We start from the raw sequence: 17,645 nt of genomic DNA on the forward strand, positions 1-17,645 counted from the left end.
CCAACAAAACGGATATGAACGCAAACGCCATGAACCCTTACCTCCCTGTTATCGGCATCACCATGGGTGATGCGGCGGGCGTTGGCCCCGAAATCATCGTCAAGAGTCTGGCGCACGAGAGCGTTTATCAGCAGTGCCGCCCGGTCGTGATCGGCGACGCGCGCCGTCTCGAGCAAGCCATTGCCATCGTGAAGCAGCCGCTCACCGTACGTCGCATCAAGACGGTCGCGGAAGCCACTTTCGCGCGCGGCGTGATCGAGTGCATCGACCTCGATCTGATCCCCGAAGACTTGCCGTTCGGCGAGCTGTCGGCGATTGCGGGCGACGCGGCGTATCAGTACATCGCGCATGCCGCGAAGCTGGCCGAAGCCGGAGAGATCGACGCGATCTGCACCGCACCGCTGAACAAGGAAGCGCTGCACGCGGGCGGTCACAAGTTCCCGGGTCACACCGAGATGCTGGCGCATCTGACGGGTGTGGAAGAGGTGTCGATGATGCTGGTCGCGCCGCAACTGCGCGTGATCCACGTGACGACCCACATCGGCATCATCGACGCGATTCGCAAGATCGAGCCGGGGCTGGTGCAGCGCACGATCGAGCGCGGCCACGCCACGCTGGTGAAGGCGGGCATTGCGAACCCGCGCATTGCCGTGTGTGGCATCAACCCGCATGCAGGCGAGAACGGGCTGTTCGGTTACGGCGAAGAGGAAGAGAAGATTGTGCCCGCCGTGCAACTGCTGCGCGAGCGCGGTTGGGACATCGAAGGCCCGCTCCCGGCCGACACGCTGTTCTTCCGCGCCGGTCGTGGCGACTTCGATCTGGTCGTCGCCATGTACCACGATCAGGGCCACGGCCCGGTCAAGGTGCTGGGTCTTGAAGCAGGCGTGAACGTGACCGTCGGTCTGCAAGTGGTGCGCACGTCGGTCGATCACGGCACGGCGTTCGACATCGCAGGCAAGGGCATTGCCGACGAGGGCAGCCTGCTCGAAGCGCTGCGCCAGGGGGCCGAACTGGCGACGCGTCGCGGCTGATGCATTAGGAGGACGTGGGGGCGTTGACGACTGTCAGCGACCGGCGTCCTCTATCACTCCACGCCCATATGGCCGCGATCGTTGATTTCGCGGATGAGCGTGCGTAGCGCGCCGACGATACGCTCGGTCAGCCCTTGCGGTGGACGTCGTTCCGCCCACACCAGTCCCACATCCATCGACGGCACACCCGTGCCGAGATCCCGTCGCAGAATCCGTCCACCATCGATCGACCACGGCCGATAGACGAGATCCGACAGAATCGACACTCCGTATCCCTGCGCCACCATGCTGCGAATCGATTCGATCGAGCGCGTTCGGAAATGCACAACCGGTTCGACGTGCGCCGCATGCCAGTAACGCTCGACCGTCTGCACATGCTCGTCCATGTCCAGCAGCAGGAAGCGCTGCCCGCGCACGTCGTCCAACGTGACGGTCGGCTTGTCGAGCAGCGGATGCCCGGGGTTCGTCCAGAGCCGTCGTGTGGAGCGCAGCAACGTGTGCGAGACGAGACCGTCGGCGACGACGTTGGACACTAGCAGCAGCGCGAGATCGACGTCGCCTGCAAGCACGGCCATTTCCAGCTCGCGACGGTCGCCCTCGATCAGCGTGAGTTCGACGTTAGGAAAGCGCTTGGACAACGTGCTTGCCACCGACGGCAGTAGATAGGCGGAGATCGTCTCCGTGACGGCCAGCCGCAACCGCCCGCCCGCGTCGTCGGGCAGCGTGCGCGCTTCGTGCAGGGCGTCGTCCGTCGCGTTGAGGATGCGATAGGCGTGCCGCAGGAACCGTTCTCCCGCTTCCGTCGGGCGCAGTCCCTTCGCGTGCCGCACGAACAGCGGCGTGCCGACAATCACCTCCAGATTCTGCAAGGCAATCGTCAGCGACGACTGCGACGCACTGCACCGCTCGGCGGCCCGCATCACTTGCCCGGTCTCGGCGACGGCCACGAAATACTCGATCTGACGCAGGGTTGGTTTCATTTAAAAAATCAATATTGCAAACTATATTTTTTATATTAGTAATAAAACTGTCCGCTGTATAGCATCGGAACATCGCTTCATATATGAGATGCACGGGACATGGTTCAGGAGGTCAAGCCCGGGTTCTGCACGTTATGCAGATCCCGCTGCGGCACACTCAATCGCGTGGAAAACGATGCGCTGATCGCGGTCGAGCCCGATCCGTCGCACCCGAACGGTGCTGCCATGTGCCGCAAGGGCAAGGCCGCACCGGAGCTGGTGCATCACCCGGATCGCCTGACCACGCCGTTGCGCCGCACCGCGCCCAAAGGGGCCGACGATCCGCGCTGGGAACGCATTTCGTGGGACGAAGCGCTGACCGAGATCGCCACGCGTCTGGGCGACATCCGTCGCGAGAGCGGAGCGCACGCTGTGGCCTTCGGTGTCACCACACCGAGCGGCACGCCGCTGTCGGACAGCATCGACTGGATCGAGCGCTTCATCCGGGTCTTCGGCAGCCCCAACACCGTCTACGCGACGGAAATCTGCAACTGGCACAAGGACTTCGCGCACGCCTTCACATTCGGCTGCGGCATGCCGACGGCCGACTATTCGCAGGCGGACGTCATCATGCTCTGGGGGCATAACCCGACGAGCACGTGGCTGAGTCAGGCCAACGCCATCGGACGCGGTCGCACACGCGGTGCGCGTCTGCTCGTGGTCGATCCGCGCGAGACGCCGCTGGCCGCTGCGGCCGATGCGTGGCTGCCGGTGCGTCCCGGCACGGACGCGGCGCTGGCGCTGGGGCTCGCGCGTCGTCTGATCGACGACAATCGTTTCGACGAGACCTTCGTGCGTCGCTGGACCAACGCGCCCTTGCTAGTGCGCAATGACAACGGGCACTTTCTGCGGACGCAGGATTTGGCGACGGTTGGGGCGGGCGCGTCTGCGGACGCCTTCGTCATCTGGGACGAAGCGGCCGCCGCACCGCAGAGCTACGACACAACGCATGCACTGACGCGCGACGCCGCCAACCGGGCGGCCTTGCGCGGAGAATTCACCGTCGATGGCAGCGACGGCGCGCGCATCGTCTGCCGCCCGGCCTTCGATCTGCTCTGTGAAGGCCTTGCGCCGTACGACCCGGCGACCGTCAGCGAATTGTGTGGCGTGTCGCCTGAACAACTCGACGCGGCCGCTGCGCTCTTCGACGGCACGCAACGCGTCGCGTATCACGCGTGGTCGGGCGTCGCTCAGCACGCGAACGCCACGCAAATCGAGCGCGCTATCGCCGTGCTCTATGCGCTTACCGGCAGCTTCGACCGACGGGGCGGGAACCGGGTGATGACGCGTCAGCCGGTGAACGCCGTCGCGCAGCACGACCTCCTGAGTCCCGAACAACAGGCGAAAGCGCTGGGCATCGACGAGCGTCCACTGGGGCCGCCCGCACGTGGTTGGGTGACGGCACGCGACACCTATCGCGCCATCCTTGAAGGCGAGCCGTATCGCGTGCGCGCTCTGTTCTGTTTCGGCACCAATGTACTGGCGTCGCAGGCCGATTACGAGATGGCGCGTGCCGCGCTCGAAACGCTCGAATTCCACGTGCATTGCGACCTGTTCGAAACGCCGTCGTCGCGCTACGCCGACATCGTGCTGCCGGTGAACACGCCGTGGGAGCGCGAGGGCCTGCGTCCCGGCTTCGAGATCGACGATCAGGCGGATGCCCTGATTCAGTTGCGTCAGTGCATGGTGTCGCCGCGTGGCGAGTCGCGCAGCGACAACGACATCGTGTTCGATCTCGCCGTACGGCTGGGCATGGGCGACGTATTCTTCGGCGGCAGCCTGGAAGCGGGATGGAATCATCAGCTCGCGCCGACGGGGCTGGACGTGCAGACGTTGCGCGCGCATCCCGAGGGCATCTCGCGTCCGCAACCGCAATACGAACGCAAGTACGCGCGTAGCGAGTCCGGCGGCGTACGTGGCTTCGCGACCGAGACGCGTCGCGTCGAACTGTATTCCGAGCTTCTATTGCGTCACGGCTATCCGCCGGTGCCAGTGCACGTTGCGTCGCACGTACTCACCGACGACGAAGCGCGTCGTTTCCCGCTGGTGCTTGGCTCGACGAAGAACGGCTACTACTGCCATAGCCAGCATCGCGGGCTGGCCAGTCTGCGCATGCGCGCGCCGGACCCGTTGGTGCATCTGCATCCCGCGCTGGCGCAGCGCAAGCAGATCGCCGAAGGCGACTGGGTGCGCGTGACGACGCCCGCGGGTATTGCGCGTTTTCGTGCGGCATTCGACGCGGGTGTCGGCGAAGACGTGTTGCTTGCCGAGTACGGCTGGTGGCAGGCGTGCGACAGCGTCGGACGTCGCGGCTTCACGATGGCGGGCGAGCAGTCGAGCAACTACAACGCGTTGGTGACGACGCCGGACATCGACCCGATCAGCGGTTCGTCGCCGTTGCGCTCGTTCCGCTGCGACATAGCGCGCGATCCCGCCAGCGATCCCGAACGTCGCCCGTGGGAAGGACTGGCGCGCTTTCGCATCAGCGAACTCGATGCAGCTGCCGACGGCGTGCGCGCCATCGCGTTCGAACCGCTGGACGACGTCGGCCTGCCGGACTATCTCGCCGGACAGCACGTCACTGTGCGCGTACCCATCCCCGGTCACGCGAAACCGGTCACACGCGCTTACTCGCTGACCGGCCCCGCCAATGAGTCTGCACGACGCGGTTATCGCATTGCCGTGCGACATCAGCAGGGGCGCACCGCCAGCGGTGAGCCGTTCGCGGGCATCGTCTCCAGTTGGTTGAACACCGGCGCACGCGTGGGCGACGTGATCGAACTCGGCGCACCGTCGGGACGCTTCGTCATGCCGCTGCAAAGCCGTCAGCCGGTGATCTGCTTCGCCGGTGGCATCGGCATCACGCCGTTCCTCTGCTATCTGGAATCGCTGGCCGAACAAGTCGAGCACGGCCTGACGCAGACGCCGGAAGTCTGGCTGCACTACGCCAACCGCAACGGCGCGACGCACGCGTTTCGCGATCGCCTGGCGGCGCTCGCGCAGCGGTTGCCCGACGTGAATATCGTCAACTACTACGACGCTCCGCGCGACGTCGATGTGCTCGGGCGCGACTACGCGTCGGCAGAACGATTGTCGGCGGCGGTGGTGTCCGACGATCTGATCGCCCGCCGCGCCCGCGCTTATCTCTGCGGTCCTGAGCCGATGATGGCGGCGGTGATGGGCGGGCTGGCCGCGCGTGGCGTCCCGGCGTTCGACATGTTCAAGGAAGCGTTCCGCTCACCGGCCGCACCGCGCGTCGATGCCGATGCGGCGTGGCCCGTCACGTTCGCCCGCTCAGGTCGTCAGGCGGTGTGGACACCGTCGCACGGCAGCCTGCTGTCGTTCGCCGAGTCGCTGGGTCTTTCGCTGCCAAGCGGGTGTCGCGTCGGACAGTGCGAAAGCTGCGCCGTGCGTGTGCTGGAAGGCGAGGTCGATCACATGGGCGACGTTGCGCTCGACGAGCCGGGCATGTGTCTGGCTTGTCAGGCCATACCGCGCGAAGCGGTCGTGATCGACGCTTGACGCCCGCGACGCCTGACATCGAGTGCAGATTTATCCGAATTTCATCCCCCAATTCTGAAGAGGACGCAATCCATGAAAATCATCGACGCCGCCGCCACCCGCAACGCCCTCGCGTTTGGCCCGCTGCTCGACGCGCTGAACGCCATGTTCGTGCAAGGATGCGAAGTGCCGCTGCGCCATACGCACGTGATTCCCGATCCGGCGACGGGCGCGTCGGTGACTGTGCTGATCATGCCCGCTTGGCAGCCGGGTGGTTTCCTTGGCATCAAGACGGTCAACATCGCACCCGCCAATGCCCAGCGAAACGTGCCGGGACTGCATTCGACGTATCTGCTGTACGACGCCGCGACCGGGGTGCCGCTCGCGCAGATGGACGGCAACGAGATCACGTCGCGCCGCACGGCAGCGGCTTCGGCGCTGGGGGCGGCCTATCTGGCACGCGAAGACGCGTCGCATCTCGCGCTGCTGGGTGCAGGGCGCGTCGGCTCGCTGGTGCCGCCCGCGCATCGTACGGTGCGCCCGATTACACACGTGAGCGTGTGGGACCGTGATGCACAGGCCGCTGCCCGCGTGGTCGACGGCCTGCGCGAGCAGGGCTTCGAGGCGCAGGTGAGCGTGACCGCCAAAGACGCCGTGGCGAATGCCGACGTTGTGACCTGTGCCACGCTCGCGACCGAGCCGGTCGTGCAGGCCGAATGGCTCAAGCCGGGCGTGCATCTGGATCTGATCGGCAGCTTCACGCCGCAGATGCGCGAAGCGGACGACGCCTGCTTCGCCGGTGCGACGCTGTTCGTCGACACGGAGGAAGCGCTGGCGAAGTCCGGCGAGCTGCTCGGACCGATGTCGCGCGGCGTATTCACGAAAGAGGACGTGCGCGGCACGCTGGCCGATCTGTGCCGCGAGGGACGTATTCGTCGCAGCACGCAAGACGAGCGCACGGTGTTCAAGGCCGTGGGCACCGCACTAGAAGACCTTGCTGCCGCCATGCTGGTCTGGCGAGCGACGCAGGGCACCTGACCCATCCAATTCAAGCCACATCAAGCAAGGGGAACGCAGGAAATGAAACCGGGAACTTCACTATCGAGCACGACGGAGGCGCCGCACGACGGCGGGCTCCTAGAACGTCTGGCGGCATCGGTCACACGCTGGTCCGAGCGCTGGTTTCCTGACGCCTATCTGTTCGCCGCACTCGCCGTCATCGTGTGTGCGGGCGGGGCGCTCGCCATCGGGGTGCCAGCCGTCAAGGTCGGTGTTGCGTTCGGCGACGGCTTCTGGAGCCTGATCCCGTTCACGATGCAGATGGCCATCGTCGCCATCTCGGGCTATGTGGTGGCGGTCTCGCCGCCGGCGGCCGTGCTGATCCGCAAGATGGCCGCCGTGCCGCGCAGCGGTCGCAGCGCTGTCGCGTATGTGGCGTTCGTGAGTATCGTGCTCTCCCTGTTCAACTGGGCCATCAGTCTCGTGTTCAGCGGTCTGCTGGTGCGCGCGATTGCGCGGCGCGACGACATCCGCATGGATTACCGTGCGGGTGGCGCAGCGGCGTATCTGGGCATGGGCGCAACGTGGGCGCTGGGCCTGAGTTCGTCGGCCGCGCAGTTGCAGGCGAATCCGGCGAGTCTGCCCAAGGCGCTCATCGAGATCACCGGCGTCATTCCGTTCTCGGACACGATTTTCCTGCCGCAGTCGATGGCGATTGCCGCCGTGCTGACGGTCGTCTCGGTGATCCTCGCGTACTACTCCGCGCCTCGCGATGCGCGTGCGAAGGTGGCCGCCGATCTCGGCGTGTCGCTCGACGACGCGTCGAAGCCATACGTGCGTGCGCAGCGTCCCGGCGACTGGCTTGAATACAGCCCGCTCGTGACGGTGCTGATCGTGGCGCTCGGTGCGTTGTGGATCGGGCATGAGTTCACCACCAAGGACCCGCTGCTCGCCATCTCGAACCTGAACACGTACAACTTCCTGTTCCTGATGTTGGGGATGTTGCTGAACTGGCGTCCGCGCCGGTTCCTCGACGCCATCGCCAAGTCGGTGCCGTCGGTGGCGGGCGTGCTGATTCAGTTTCCGCTGTATGGTGGCATCGCCTACTTGCTGACGAAGGCCCCGGGGCTGGACGGGCAGACGCTCTCGCACCATCTGTCGAGTTTCTTCGTGGCGATCTCGTCGCAGGAGTCGTTCCCGGGCGTGATGGGCGTGTACTCGGCCGTGCTGGGCTTCTTCGTGCCGTCGGGCGGCGGCAAGTGGATCATCGAAGCGCCGTACGTCATGCAAGCCGCTAACGATTTGCACGTGCACCTCGGCTGGGCCGTGACGGTGTATAACGCGGCCGAAGCGTTGCCGAACCTGATCAACCCGTTCTGGATGTTGCCGCTGCTGGGCGTGCTCGGATTGCGTGCCCGCGACGTGGTGGGCTACACGTTCACGCAATTGCTCGTGCACTTCCCGGTGGTCATCGTCATGCTCTGGTTGCTGGCGCAGACGCTGACGTATCACCCGCCGGTCATGCCGTAACGATCTGCGGTCACGCGTTCACGCGCAAAAGCGCCTCTCCGGGAGACCGGGAGGCGCTTTGTCTTTTCACCGTTCGTGGCGGGTTATCGCGAGTCAGTCGGCACGCGGGAAATCGAGATCCGTGTCGTTGATGCGATTGACCAGATTCGTGAACGTGATGCCCGACATCACCAGCGCGATCTCGATGACCTGACGCTCCGTGAAGCCAGCGTCGCGAATGCGCTGATATTCGTTCGTGTCGATGGTGCCGTTCGTGGTGACCAGATTGCGCACGAAGTGAGCGAGCGCGTCACGACGGTCGTCGCCCGAGACGACTCCCGCACGCACTGCACGCATGGCTTCCGGTGCGAGTCCCGACATCTTGCCGATCAGCGTGTGGGCTGCCACGCAGTAGTCGCAGCCGCCGACTTCGCTCACGACGAGACGGATCGTCTCGATGTCCTTCTTCGCGAGGCTGGTCTTGCCGATGACTGCGTCGAGCGCGAGGACGTTGGCGAGCACGTCGGGGGCGTGAGCGCCGATGGTGGCGTACAGGTTCGGCACCTTGCCCGCGCCCGCCTTGATCTTGGCGAACAGTTCGGCAGTTTGACCGGTGGCGTCTTGCGGCGAGATGGCAGAAATACGGCTCATGACTTGCTCCTTAAGTGTTTGAGATACCGCGTCACAGTGGCGACGGCATGGATCACATCTTAGGGAGGATTGGTGATATCTTTAATGCCTGATTTTGACGATATCATGCTCAATCGTCTCAACATCGCTTCGTGCCCGAGGTCATATGAATTTGCTGGATCGTCTGCTGACGCTGATTCCCGTGACCGGGCAGCTCGATTTCCGTTGCCACTTCGGCGCGCCCTGGCGTATCGACGAAGGGCGCTCGGCCGACAGTCAGATCGCCTGGCACCTGTTGCTGAGCGGCACCGCGACGGTTGCGTCTGGCGACGGGCCGCCGGTCGTCATGACGGCGGGCGACATCGTCATGTTTCCGACGGGGGATGCGCACTCGTTGAGCGAGGGGGAGGGCGGCCCGACCGAGCCACCACGCTTCGAGCCGGGCGCGGGCTTCACCATCGTGCGGCAGGGGGACGACGAAGCGGCCGATGCCGCCGATGTGCTGTGCGGCCGCTTCTTCTTCGGGACGGTGCCTTACGGCCTGCTTCAGACGTATCTGCCCGCACGCATGGTCGTGCGTGGCGGGCGTCAGGGGGCGAACGGGGATGAAGCCCCCGCGCCCGGAAGCATCGGGGATCGGCTGGCGCGTCTGATTGCGCTCATGCGGGACGAGACGATGGCACAGGAGCCGGGCTGCGAAGCACTCGTGGGTAATCTCTCCGGCGCATTGTTCGCGATGACGCTGCGCGCGGCGAGCGAGGGGGAGGGTTCGTCGCGCGGGCTGCTGGCGCTCGCGCGCGAGCCGCGCTTGCAGCCCGCGCTTGCGGCGATGTTCGATGCCCCGGCGCAGCCGTGGTCGCTACCCGATCTGGCGGCGCTGTGTCATATGTCGCGCGCCACGTTTTCCCGTCGGTTCGACGAGGCTGCGGGCTGTTCGGCGCACGACTTCCTTGCCGAGATTCGCATGGCCATCGCGGGGCGAAAGCTCGCGAACACGACGGCGTCGGTGGCGGACATCGGCGAGTCGGTCGGCTACCAGTCCGACGCTGCGTTCCAGCGGGTATTCAAGAAGGTCGTCGGTGTGACACCCGCGCAATGGCGCACGCGGGCGCGTCAAGCTCATGAGGCCGATCAGTCGCGGCGCAAGGCCGCCGCCTGACGTTTCCACAACGTCCACGGACGCTCCATCACGCCGAGGTTGGTTTCCGTGGAGCGTTTGCCTTCCTCTTCGCTGAGATAGGTCACCTCGCCGCCGAGCGCGATGGCGGTCGATTGCATACCGGCGTTCAACTCGGTGTAGATGGCGCGATAGACGGCGGCGGGCAGCGTCGGCGCGGTCGCCACGAAGCCGTGTCCGCGCATGAGCGCGACGTCCGCATCGCCCAGCGTGTCGGCCAGCGCTTTGCCTTGCTCGCCGTTGCGCACGAGCATGTCCGTGCAACCGAAGCAGTGACGGATATCGAACACCGGCGCGCCGCTGCCGAGAAAACCGGCCATGTGATAGACGGGGCGCAGTCGCACCGACGACGCGGCAAACGGAATCACCGACGGCGAATGACTGTGCACGATGGCCTTGACGTCCGGGCGCGCGCGATAGATTTCGCTGTGAATCCACGTCTCCAGATAGCGCTTGCGCGTGTCGCCGTCGACCGGCTGGCAATCGAGGTCGAGCGTAAGAATGTCGTCCGGCGTGACGAGTTCCGGGGCCATCGATTGCGCGATCAGAAAGTGCGCCGCGTTGCGCGGGTCGCGCACGCTCACGTGCCCAAAGCCGTCGAGCACTTCGTGATGCGCAAGGATGTGGTTGGCGGCGGCAAGGTCTTCGCGCAGTTGCGCAATGGAGGCGGCGTCGTGTTCGGTAATCGCCGGTGTGTAGGGGGTGGTGGCTTGCATAGGGGTGTTTTGCAATGAGTGTCGATAGTCGGACGGTGACGCGATGTGCAGGACGGGCGTCAAACCCGAACGGCGGCGCTCACCTCGGGAGGAAACAGATCGTCGGCCTGCATCGGGCGATGACAGACGCCTTGTTCGAAGGCGAAGCGCAGGAAGGCGTCGAGCGTGACGCGATTGGGCGCGACGCCATAGGGCCACGGATCGCCCCCGAACATCGCTTTAGCTTCGGCGGCACGCTGGCTCATCCACGGCAGCGGGAAGTGCGAGCAGGTGATGTCTTCGAGACGGGCGATGCTCGCGTCCTTCGCCTGCGTGAACGCTTTGATTAGGTTGTTGGCGATCCAGCGATTGGCATTGAAGACGTCGCGTCGCATGACGATCAGATGCATGATCGGGAAGATGCCGCTGCGCTCGAAATAGTCGCGCTCGACCGTCTCGAAGTCAGCGAGCAGACGCACGATCTCGTATTCGCGTCCGGCGGGCGGTGCAGGCGGACGTGCGCTGAGAATGGCGTCGATCTCGCCGTCGAGCAGCATGGCGGTGAGCGACTTGTCGGGCGAGGGACGGTAGCGCACGCCTTCCGGCACGCGCACCGCGACTTTCTCGCGGCGTCCCGCCTGATTCACGCCGCCCTGCACCCACTCGACCTGCGTGAGCGCGACGCCCTGATCGTGGGCGAGCCAGCCGCGCGAATAGACCGAGGCCGTCTGCGCCCACTCCGGCACACCGATGCGCTTGCCGCGCAAGTCGCCGGGCGACGCTACGCCACCGCCTGCCTTCACATAGAGCGAGGACAAGCGAAAGACGCGCGACGGAAACACCGGCAAGCCGATCAGCCGGTCGTCGCCCTGTGAGCGCAGCGACGCGTACTTCGCAAGCGACATTTCCGAGAGATCCCACTCCTGATAATGCGTGGTGCGATAGAAGATCTCTTCCACCGGCAGGACCGACGGCACGAGATCGATGCCGGTGACGGCGATGCGAGCGTCGAGCAGATCGCGCACGTGGTCGTAATCGTTGATGGCGAGGGACAGCGAGAGTCTGGACATGGAATGTTCTGAAGCGGCTGTCAGTGACCGAAGGCCGGTGCTTTCGGCAGGTTTTCAGGGCGTGCGACGAGGAACACGAGTGCAGCGGCCGTCACGAGCGCTGCGCCGAGTACGAAGAACATCGTGCCTGCGCCGCCCGTCGCCTGTTGCAGCACACCGGCGATGGCCGGTCCGCACATAGCGCCCACGCGGGCGATACCCAGATACAGCCCGACGCCGGTGCTGCGAATCTCGGTCGGATAGCTCACGGCGACGAGGTTGTTGAGCACCGTCTGCGTGCCGATGACGAACATGCCTGCCACCACGATGCCGATGAACGTCACCGAACCGCCAGTGATCGTCGCGAGCACGCCGATGGCCGCAGCACCACACAGCCACGCGAGCGACATGGCGAGACGGCGATTGCCGATGCGGTCCGCGACCACGCCTGTCAGCAGGCTGCCGAACGCCGACGCGAACACCAGCAGCGATCCGTAGGCGAAGCTCGTCGAGAGATTTTCGCCGCGCTTGAGCATGATTGTCGGCAGCCAGCCCGACAGACCGTACGACGAGAACAGCGACAGCGCCCCCATCGACCAGAGGCAGATGGTCTGACGGCGGAATTCCGGAGAGAAAAGCGCGGCGACAGAACCGGCTTTCACACCGGCATCGGGAGACGTGAACGTCGCCGTCGCAAACTCCGCGGCACGCGCGGGCCACAGGCGGGTCAGTTGCGCGCGCACTTCGTCCTGACGGCCACGACTCGCGAGGAACGACACCGATTCGGGCAGCACGAATTGCAGCGCGAGCGCCAACACGACGGACAGCGCACCGACGTAGTACATGCTCTGCCAGCCGTACTGCGGAATCAGCCACGCCGCGATGAAGCCGGAGGCCGTTGCGCCACCGATCCAGCCGCACGAGAAGAACACGATGGTGAAAACGTTGGCGCTGCGCTTGGGTGCGATTTCGTTGATGTACGTGACGGCCACCGGCATGAGCAAGCCCAGCGAGATCCCCATCACGAAACGCAGAGCAATGAACGTGCGCAGGTCGTGAGCGAAGAGCGCGATGGCGAGGCTCATCACACCCGACAACCAGATGCCGGTGAGCAGCACGCGGCGGCGTCCGATGCGGTCGCTGAACGGTCCCGAGACGGCCGAACCGGCAGCAAAACCGGCCAGCCCGCACGAGAGCAGCACACCAATCTGGCTCGGCGACAAAAGCCACAGCTTGGTGACGTCGTGAACGATGTACGCGGCGTTGTAGAGATCGAAGCCGTCGAACAGCAGGATCAGCGCCAGCAGGGTGGCGAGCCGATAGTGAAAGGCCCCTAGCGGGGCGGATTGCAGCGCTTCGCGAACGTCGATGCGCTCGGCGTGTCGCGGCGGAAGGTCATGGGCCATGCGTTGTCTCCGGATGGGCGACCTGTCGAATACCGGCGAGCGCCGGTTCGCAGTGTCTTTGTCTGTGTTCCGGAGACGACTTTACTGAGCGATTTTTTGTTTATCAATATTGATTTTTAAAGTCAATATGAATGTGGCATGATGAGCCGCAAACGCGTTGCCACGGGGCGACGCAGTGCTACCGAGGGAGCCGCAGACACCGATGACGCCGCAAACCGACCTGATGACGCGCGAAGAAGTCCTGGCGCTACTCGATATCAAACCGGCCACGTTGTACGCCTACGTGAGCCGGGGATTGATTCGGGCGCGTCCGCATGAGGACGGTCGCAAGAGCCTGTATCTGCGTCGCGACGTCGAGCGTCTGGCCACGCGCAAGCGCGGGCGCGCGCCGACCGGTGCGGTGGCCGAATCCACCATGCGCTTCGGCGATCCCGTGCTGCATTCGGCCATCACCCAGATCACGCCGCACGGTCCGCGCTATCGCAACCGTCTGGCGATCGATCTGGCGAGCGGCGGGGCGTCGTTCGAGTCGGTGGTGCATTTGCTGATGACGGGAATCTGGCAGGACGGCATTGCCGAATGGCCGATGCAGGAAACGCCGTCCGACGTGCTGCGCTTTCTGGCGACGTACGACGGCGAAGTGGCGAGCGCTGACATCGGCAATCTGCTCGGCATGGTGCCGTTCGCGCTCGCGATGCACGGACGCGGCGCACGCGAGCTGGCCGACGGCACCGCCGTGCAGGCGGCCCGCGCGATGCTGCATTGCATGGTCGGATGTGTGGGGTTTCTCGGGCCGAAGCAATGCTTCGTCGCACGCGAGACCGGGGAGGGCGTCGCATCGCATGTGCTGCGTGCGGCGGGCAGCGCGGTGACACCCGCACGACTGCGGGCGATGAATGCCGCACTGGTCGTGCTGGCCGACAACGAACTCGCACCGGCGACGTTTTCGGCGCGGGTCGCGGCGTCCACCAATGCGGATCTGTTCGGCTGCGTCGCGGCGGCCATCGGTTCGCATATCGGCTTCACCACCGGCACCAGCACCGAAAAGATCGAGACGATGCTGCTGTGCGAGCCGTTCGATGCGCTCGACTCGCGCGTCGGCCGAGTGCGCGAATACGGCGCGAGCCTGCTCGGGTTCAATCATCCGTTGTATCCGGGCGGCGATGCACGTGCCGATCTTATGATGCAGATGGCAGGCGAACTGATGCGCGAGACGGACGACGTCACCATCGACGATGCAATGCGCACCAACACTCGTCTGACGCTCGACTTTCTCGAGCGTATGCGCACCGAAGTAAACGCGCATGCCGGGTTGGCGACGGGACTGGTCGCGCTCGCCCGTGCGCTGGGACTGCCGGACGGTACGTCGACGGCGATGTGGATCATCGGCCGTTCGGCGGGCTGGGTGGCGCACGTCATGGAGCAGCGCACGCAGGCGTTCATGCTGCGACCGCGTGCGAAGTACGGCTTCGGCGGGCCGGTGACTGCGGAAACCTTCGAGTCGTTCGAAAAATAGTCTGCGGTTTTGTCCTCTGAAATCCGTCATGTCAATGAGGCCCGCGATTGCAGCGATGGCCGACGCAAGCGTTCATGGGTATCGGGGGGCACACAATGTTCGCGCAGTGGCATGACGGGGAAGGCAGGAAAGGGGCGGACGGCAAGGCACCGGGAGCGGCGACGTGGATCTGACCAATGTCAGCGTCGAAGCTGCGGTGCGTGCGGCGCAGGCGCAGGAAAGCAGCGTGGGCACTGCCACGCAGGTATTGCGGGAATGTCTGGAGGCGAATTACGACCGTTTGCTGCGCCGTCTGTCGCGCAGCATCGGCTGCCACGATACGGCCAGCGACAGCCTGCACGAAGCGTGGGTGAGGCTCGGCAGCGCCACCTTGCCCGAGGCCGTGCACAAGGGCGAGACGTATGTATTTCGGATGGCTTACAACCTCGCCGTCGATCAGATGCGGGGACGCCGGATGTGGGCGTCGCTGGCGGACGAGAACGAAGTGTTCGACGTGTTGCCCGACCGCAGCCCCGGACCCGAGGCGGTGGCGGGCGCACGCTCGGAGCTGGCGGCGCTTGCACGTGCCCTCGGCGAGATGTCGGGACACCATCGCCGCGTGCTGGTCGAGTTGCGCATCGACGATCTGACGCGCGAGGAAGTCGCGGCCCGTCATGGTCTGTCACTGCGTAAGGTGGACACGCTGCTGCGTCAGACGCTCGACTACTGTGCCGAGCAGACTGGCCGTCAGGCTGCTGGCGGGATCACGGAGTCGCGTCGTCCGGCGCGGCTACCCGACGCGTCGGAAGCGATCAAGCCCTGAGCGTCCCATGATGGATGTCCGGTGCGCGCTGCTGCACCGGGTAAGGCCTTAGTGCAACGGCTCGGACGGCGCTTCGTCCTCGAACGTGCGAAAGCGCCAGCCAAACCACACGGCCAGCATGCGGATGACGAAGCCCGCGACGAAGCCCACGCCCGTCGCCACGCCGTTGGGCACGCCGAAATGCAGCATCGCCACGTACATCGCACCCGCGATGCACGCCACGCTCGCGTACATCTCGCGGCGCAGCACCAGCGGCACCTGTCCGCACAGCAGGTCGCGCAGCATACCGCCGCCAATCCCCGTTAGCACCCCGGCAAGCACCACGATGACCGGGCTCGTACTCACGGTCATGCCGATATCGCACCCCAGAATCGTGAACGCGGCGAGGCCGATGGCGTCGACCGTGATGAACGTCATGCGCAGCCGGTGAATGTGGCGCGCGACGATGGACGCGAGCGTCGCCGCGCCGAGGGTGAGCAGCAGGTACTCCGGATGCGCGATCCAGACGAGCGGATGGCGGCCGAACAGCACGTCGCGAATGGTGCCGCCGCCGAGCGCCGTCACCATACCGACGAAGGCGAGCCCGAAGCGGTCCATGCCGCGCTGCATCCCCATGATGGCCCCCGACATCGCTTCCGTGACGATGGCGATGAGGTACAGGGCGTAGAAGATTTCTGTTTTCATGATGTCCCTTGCAGTGCCGGGCGAATATATCACTTCAGGTGCTTTTGCCCGTGTTTTGCCGCGCCAGCGGGCCTGAAACTGTGATTTGTACAGGTTTTCAGCGTCTATCGCGGGTGCGACACTGCCTGCAACGAAACGACAGACGCGGGAAAGCCGCCCCACCCGTCATGCAAACCCCTTAAAATCTCATCCTTTTGTGCTCCGAAGCGTGCCCGTCGCGCCCGGCGCGGCTTACTGGCCGGTAGATCGACCGATCTGCCGGTCGGCGGACCGACCGGCCCACCGGCCCGAATGCGCTACGAGTGAAGCCCTTTTGACGTGTCCCGGACGTGTCTTTTTGATCGCCAACTTCGTTCCATGATCCAGTTCATTCGCCGTCGGCCCTATCTGGTTACCAGCCTCGTTGTGCTTATCGTTCTCGTGGCACTCGGTCTGCGCAGTCTCGCGGCCCCGAAGGTGCCGCAGTACCTCAGCGCCAAGGTGGAGCGCACCGACCTTGAAAACACCGTACTCGCCACGGGTACGCTGGGCGCGTTCCAGCAGGTGGACGTCGGCGCACAGGTCAGCGGGCAGTTGAAGTCGCTCAAGGTCAAGCTGGGCGACAAGGTGACGAAGGGGCAATGGCTCGCGCAGATCGATCCGGTGCTCGCACAGAACAGCCTGCGTCAGGCCGAGGCCGAGGAGCAGAACCTTCAGGCGCAAAAGCGCTCGACGGCGGCGCAACTCAAGCAGGCCGAACTGGCGTTTGCCCGTCAGCGTCAGATGCTGCCGGACGACGCGACGTCCCGTCAGGACTTCGAATCGGCGCAAGCCAATCTGGACGTGCAGCGCGCCTCGCTCAACGGACTCGACGCTCAGATTCGTAAGGCCAGCGTCGCCATCGAATCGGCGAAGGCTAACGTGGGCTATACGCGCATCGACGCGCCCATCGACGGGCAGGTGGTCGCCATCGTCACACAGGAAGGCCAGACCGTGATCGCGCAGCAGCAGGCGCCGGTGATTCTGAAGCTCGCCGATCTGGACACCATTACCGTGAAGGCTCAGGTCTCGGAGGCTGACGTCATCCGCATTTCGCCGGGACAGACCGCCTACTTCACGATCCTGGGCGACCCCGACAAGCGTTACTACGGCAAGCTGCGCGCCATCGAGCCGGCGCCGCAGAACTTCCTCGATACCCAAAGCACGCTGGGCGGGGGCGCGACGCGCAACAACACGGCGGTCTTCTACAACGCGCTGTTCGAAGTGCCGAACCCCGACCATCGCCTGCGCATTTCGATGACGGCGCAGGTCAACGTGCTGCTCGGCACGGCCAAACAGGCGCTGAGCGTGCCGGTGGCGGCGCTGGGCAAGAAGGTCGGCCCGGACCGTTACGAAGTGCGTGTTCTGCCTGCGGAGGGCAAGGGCGATGGCAAGGCTGTGACGCGTCAGATCGTCACCGGACTGAACAACAACGTGCGGGTCGAGGTGAAAGAAGGTCTCACGGCCGACGATCGCGTCGTGATCGGCGAGGCGGGCGACAGCACGCAGGCCTCGACGGACGCCTCGCCCGGTGCGTCCCAATAAAGGAAGGCGAGCGCCATGACTCAAGCCGCCGGTACGTCTTCTGTGTCACAAGCGTCGCAAGCCG

The 17,645-nt window shown here is 65.1% G+C and carries 14 protein-coding genes; 8 read left to right on the top strand and 6 right to left on the bottom strand.

Annotated features, from left to right (window positions below; all coding sequences use genetic code 11):
• Nucleotides 1-29 precede the first annotated feature (29 nt).
• Complete coding sequence (gene pdxA, locus NTU39_RS08015; RefSeq protein WP_150665791.1) at nucleotides 30-1,031, top strand: 4-hydroxythreonine-4-phosphate dehydrogenase PdxA; 1,002 nt, start codon at nucleotides 30-32, stop codon at nucleotides 1,029-1,031.
• A 53-nt stretch (nucleotides 1,032-1,084) separates the two neighbouring features.
• Here pdxA and NTU39_RS08020 read toward each other — a convergent pair whose 3' ends face one another.
• On the bottom strand, nucleotides 1,085-2,011 hold the full coding sequence (locus tag NTU39_RS08020) for a LysR family transcriptional regulator (protein ID WP_150665790.1): 927 nt from the start codon (nucleotides 2,009-2,011) through the stop codon (nucleotides 1,085-1,087).
• Nucleotides 2,012-2,110: 99 nt separating this feature from the next.
• On the opposite strand from NTU39_RS08020, the gene NTU39_RS08025 reads away from it, so the two are divergent.
• The 3 genes from NTU39_RS08025 to NTU39_RS08035 all read left to right on the top strand — a co-directional run bounded on the left by NTU39_RS08025 (nucleotide 2,111) and on the right by NTU39_RS08035 (nucleotide 8,080).
• On the top strand, nucleotides 2,111-5,572 hold the full coding sequence (locus NTU39_RS08025) for a molybdopterin-dependent oxidoreductase (protein ID WP_257959630.1): 3,462 nt from the start codon (nucleotides 2,111-2,113) through the stop codon (nucleotides 5,570-5,572).
• Between the two features lie 72 nt (nucleotides 5,573-5,644).
• Nucleotides 5,645-6,589: a bifunctional Delta(1)-pyrroline-2-carboxylate/Delta(1)-piperideine-2-carboxylate reductase gene (gene lhpI / locus NTU39_RS08030; RefSeq protein WP_150665788.1), complete on the top strand. Its 945-nt coding sequence runs from the start codon at nucleotides 5,645-5,647 to the stop codon at nucleotides 6,587-6,589.
• 42 nt (nucleotides 6,590-6,631) lie between these two features.
• Nucleotides 6,632-8,080: a short-chain fatty acid transporter gene (locus NTU39_RS08035; protein WP_257959631.1), complete on the top strand. Its 1,449-nt coding sequence runs from the start codon at nucleotides 6,632-6,634 to the stop codon at nucleotides 8,078-8,080.
• Between the two features lie 93 nt (nucleotides 8,081-8,173).
• Here NTU39_RS08035 and NTU39_RS08040 read toward each other — a convergent pair whose 3' ends face one another.
• Nucleotides 8,174-8,710 (bottom strand): carboxymuconolactone decarboxylase family protein, encoded by a 537-nt coding sequence (locus tag NTU39_RS08040; protein ID WP_257959632.1) that lies wholly within the window; start codon nucleotides 8,708-8,710, stop codon nucleotides 8,174-8,176.
• A gap of 145 nt (nucleotides 8,711-8,855) precedes the next feature.
• Between NTU39_RS08040 and NTU39_RS08045 the strand changes: the two genes are divergently transcribed.
• Nucleotides 8,856-9,848, top strand: a complete 993-nt coding sequence (locus tag NTU39_RS08045) for a cupin domain-containing protein (RefSeq protein ID WP_150665785.1) — start codon at nucleotides 8,856-8,858, stop codon at nucleotides 9,846-9,848.
• Here NTU39_RS08045 and NTU39_RS08050 read toward each other — a convergent pair.
• From NTU39_RS08050 to NTU39_RS08060, 3 genes are read right to left on the bottom strand one after another with little or no spacing between them, the layout of a single operon-like run.
• A complete protein-coding gene (locus NTU39_RS08050) occupies nucleotides 9,821-10,582 on the bottom strand; it encodes a class II aldolase/adducin family protein (RefSeq protein ID WP_150665784.1) in 762 nt (253 codons plus the stop codon). The genes NTU39_RS08045 and NTU39_RS08050 overlap by 28 nt on opposite strands.
• Before the next feature lie 59 nt (nucleotides 10,583-10,641).
• Nucleotides 10,642-11,631: a substrate-binding domain-containing protein gene (locus NTU39_RS08055; protein WP_257959633.1), complete on the bottom strand. Its 990-nt coding sequence runs from the start codon at nucleotides 11,629-11,631 to the stop codon at nucleotides 10,642-10,644.
• Nucleotides 11,632-11,651: 20 nt separating this feature from the next.
• Complete coding sequence (locus tag NTU39_RS08060) at nucleotides 11,652-13,016, bottom strand: MFS transporter (RefSeq protein ID WP_150665782.1); 1,365 nt, start codon at nucleotides 13,014-13,016, stop codon at nucleotides 11,652-11,654.
• Between the two features lie 202 nt (nucleotides 13,017-13,218).
• Between NTU39_RS08060 and NTU39_RS08065 the strand changes: the two genes are divergently transcribed.
• Both NTU39_RS08065 and NTU39_RS08070 read left to right on the top strand, forming a co-directional pair.
• Entirely contained in the window at nucleotides 13,219-14,532 is a 1,314-nt protein-coding gene (locus NTU39_RS08065) for a citrate synthase (RefSeq protein ID WP_246184693.1), read from the top strand.
• Nucleotides 14,533-14,695: 163 nt separating this feature from the next.
• Nucleotides 14,696-15,334 carry an RNA polymerase sigma factor gene (locus NTU39_RS08070; RefSeq protein ID WP_150665781.1) on the top strand — a complete coding sequence of 213 codons (639 nt, stop codon included), beginning with the start codon at nucleotides 14,696-14,698 and terminating at the stop codon, nucleotides 15,332-15,334.
• A gap of 48 nt (nucleotides 15,335-15,382) precedes the next feature.
• On the opposite strand, the gene NTU39_RS08075 is transcribed toward NTU39_RS08070, so the two are convergent.
• The gene (locus NTU39_RS08075; protein ID WP_039399799.1) at nucleotides 15,383-16,018 is read right to left on the bottom strand and encodes a trimeric intracellular cation channel family protein; all 636 of its coding nucleotides are present in this window, start codon (nucleotides 16,016-16,018) and stop codon (nucleotides 15,383-15,385) included.
• A gap of 357 nt (nucleotides 16,019-16,375) precedes the next feature.
• Between NTU39_RS08075 and macA the strand changes: the two genes are divergently transcribed.
• Nucleotides 16,376-17,581, top strand: coding sequence for a macrolide transporter subunit MacA (gene macA / locus NTU39_RS08080; protein WP_150665780.1), 1,206 nt, complete (start codon nucleotides 16,376-16,378; stop codon nucleotides 17,579-17,581).
• Nucleotides 17,582-17,645 lie beyond the last annotated feature (64 nt).

Source organism: Pandoraea commovens (genome assembly GCF_024704525.1).
Classification (GTDB): Bacteria; Pseudomonadota; Gammaproteobacteria; order Burkholderiales; family Burkholderiaceae; genus Pandoraea; species Pandoraea commovens.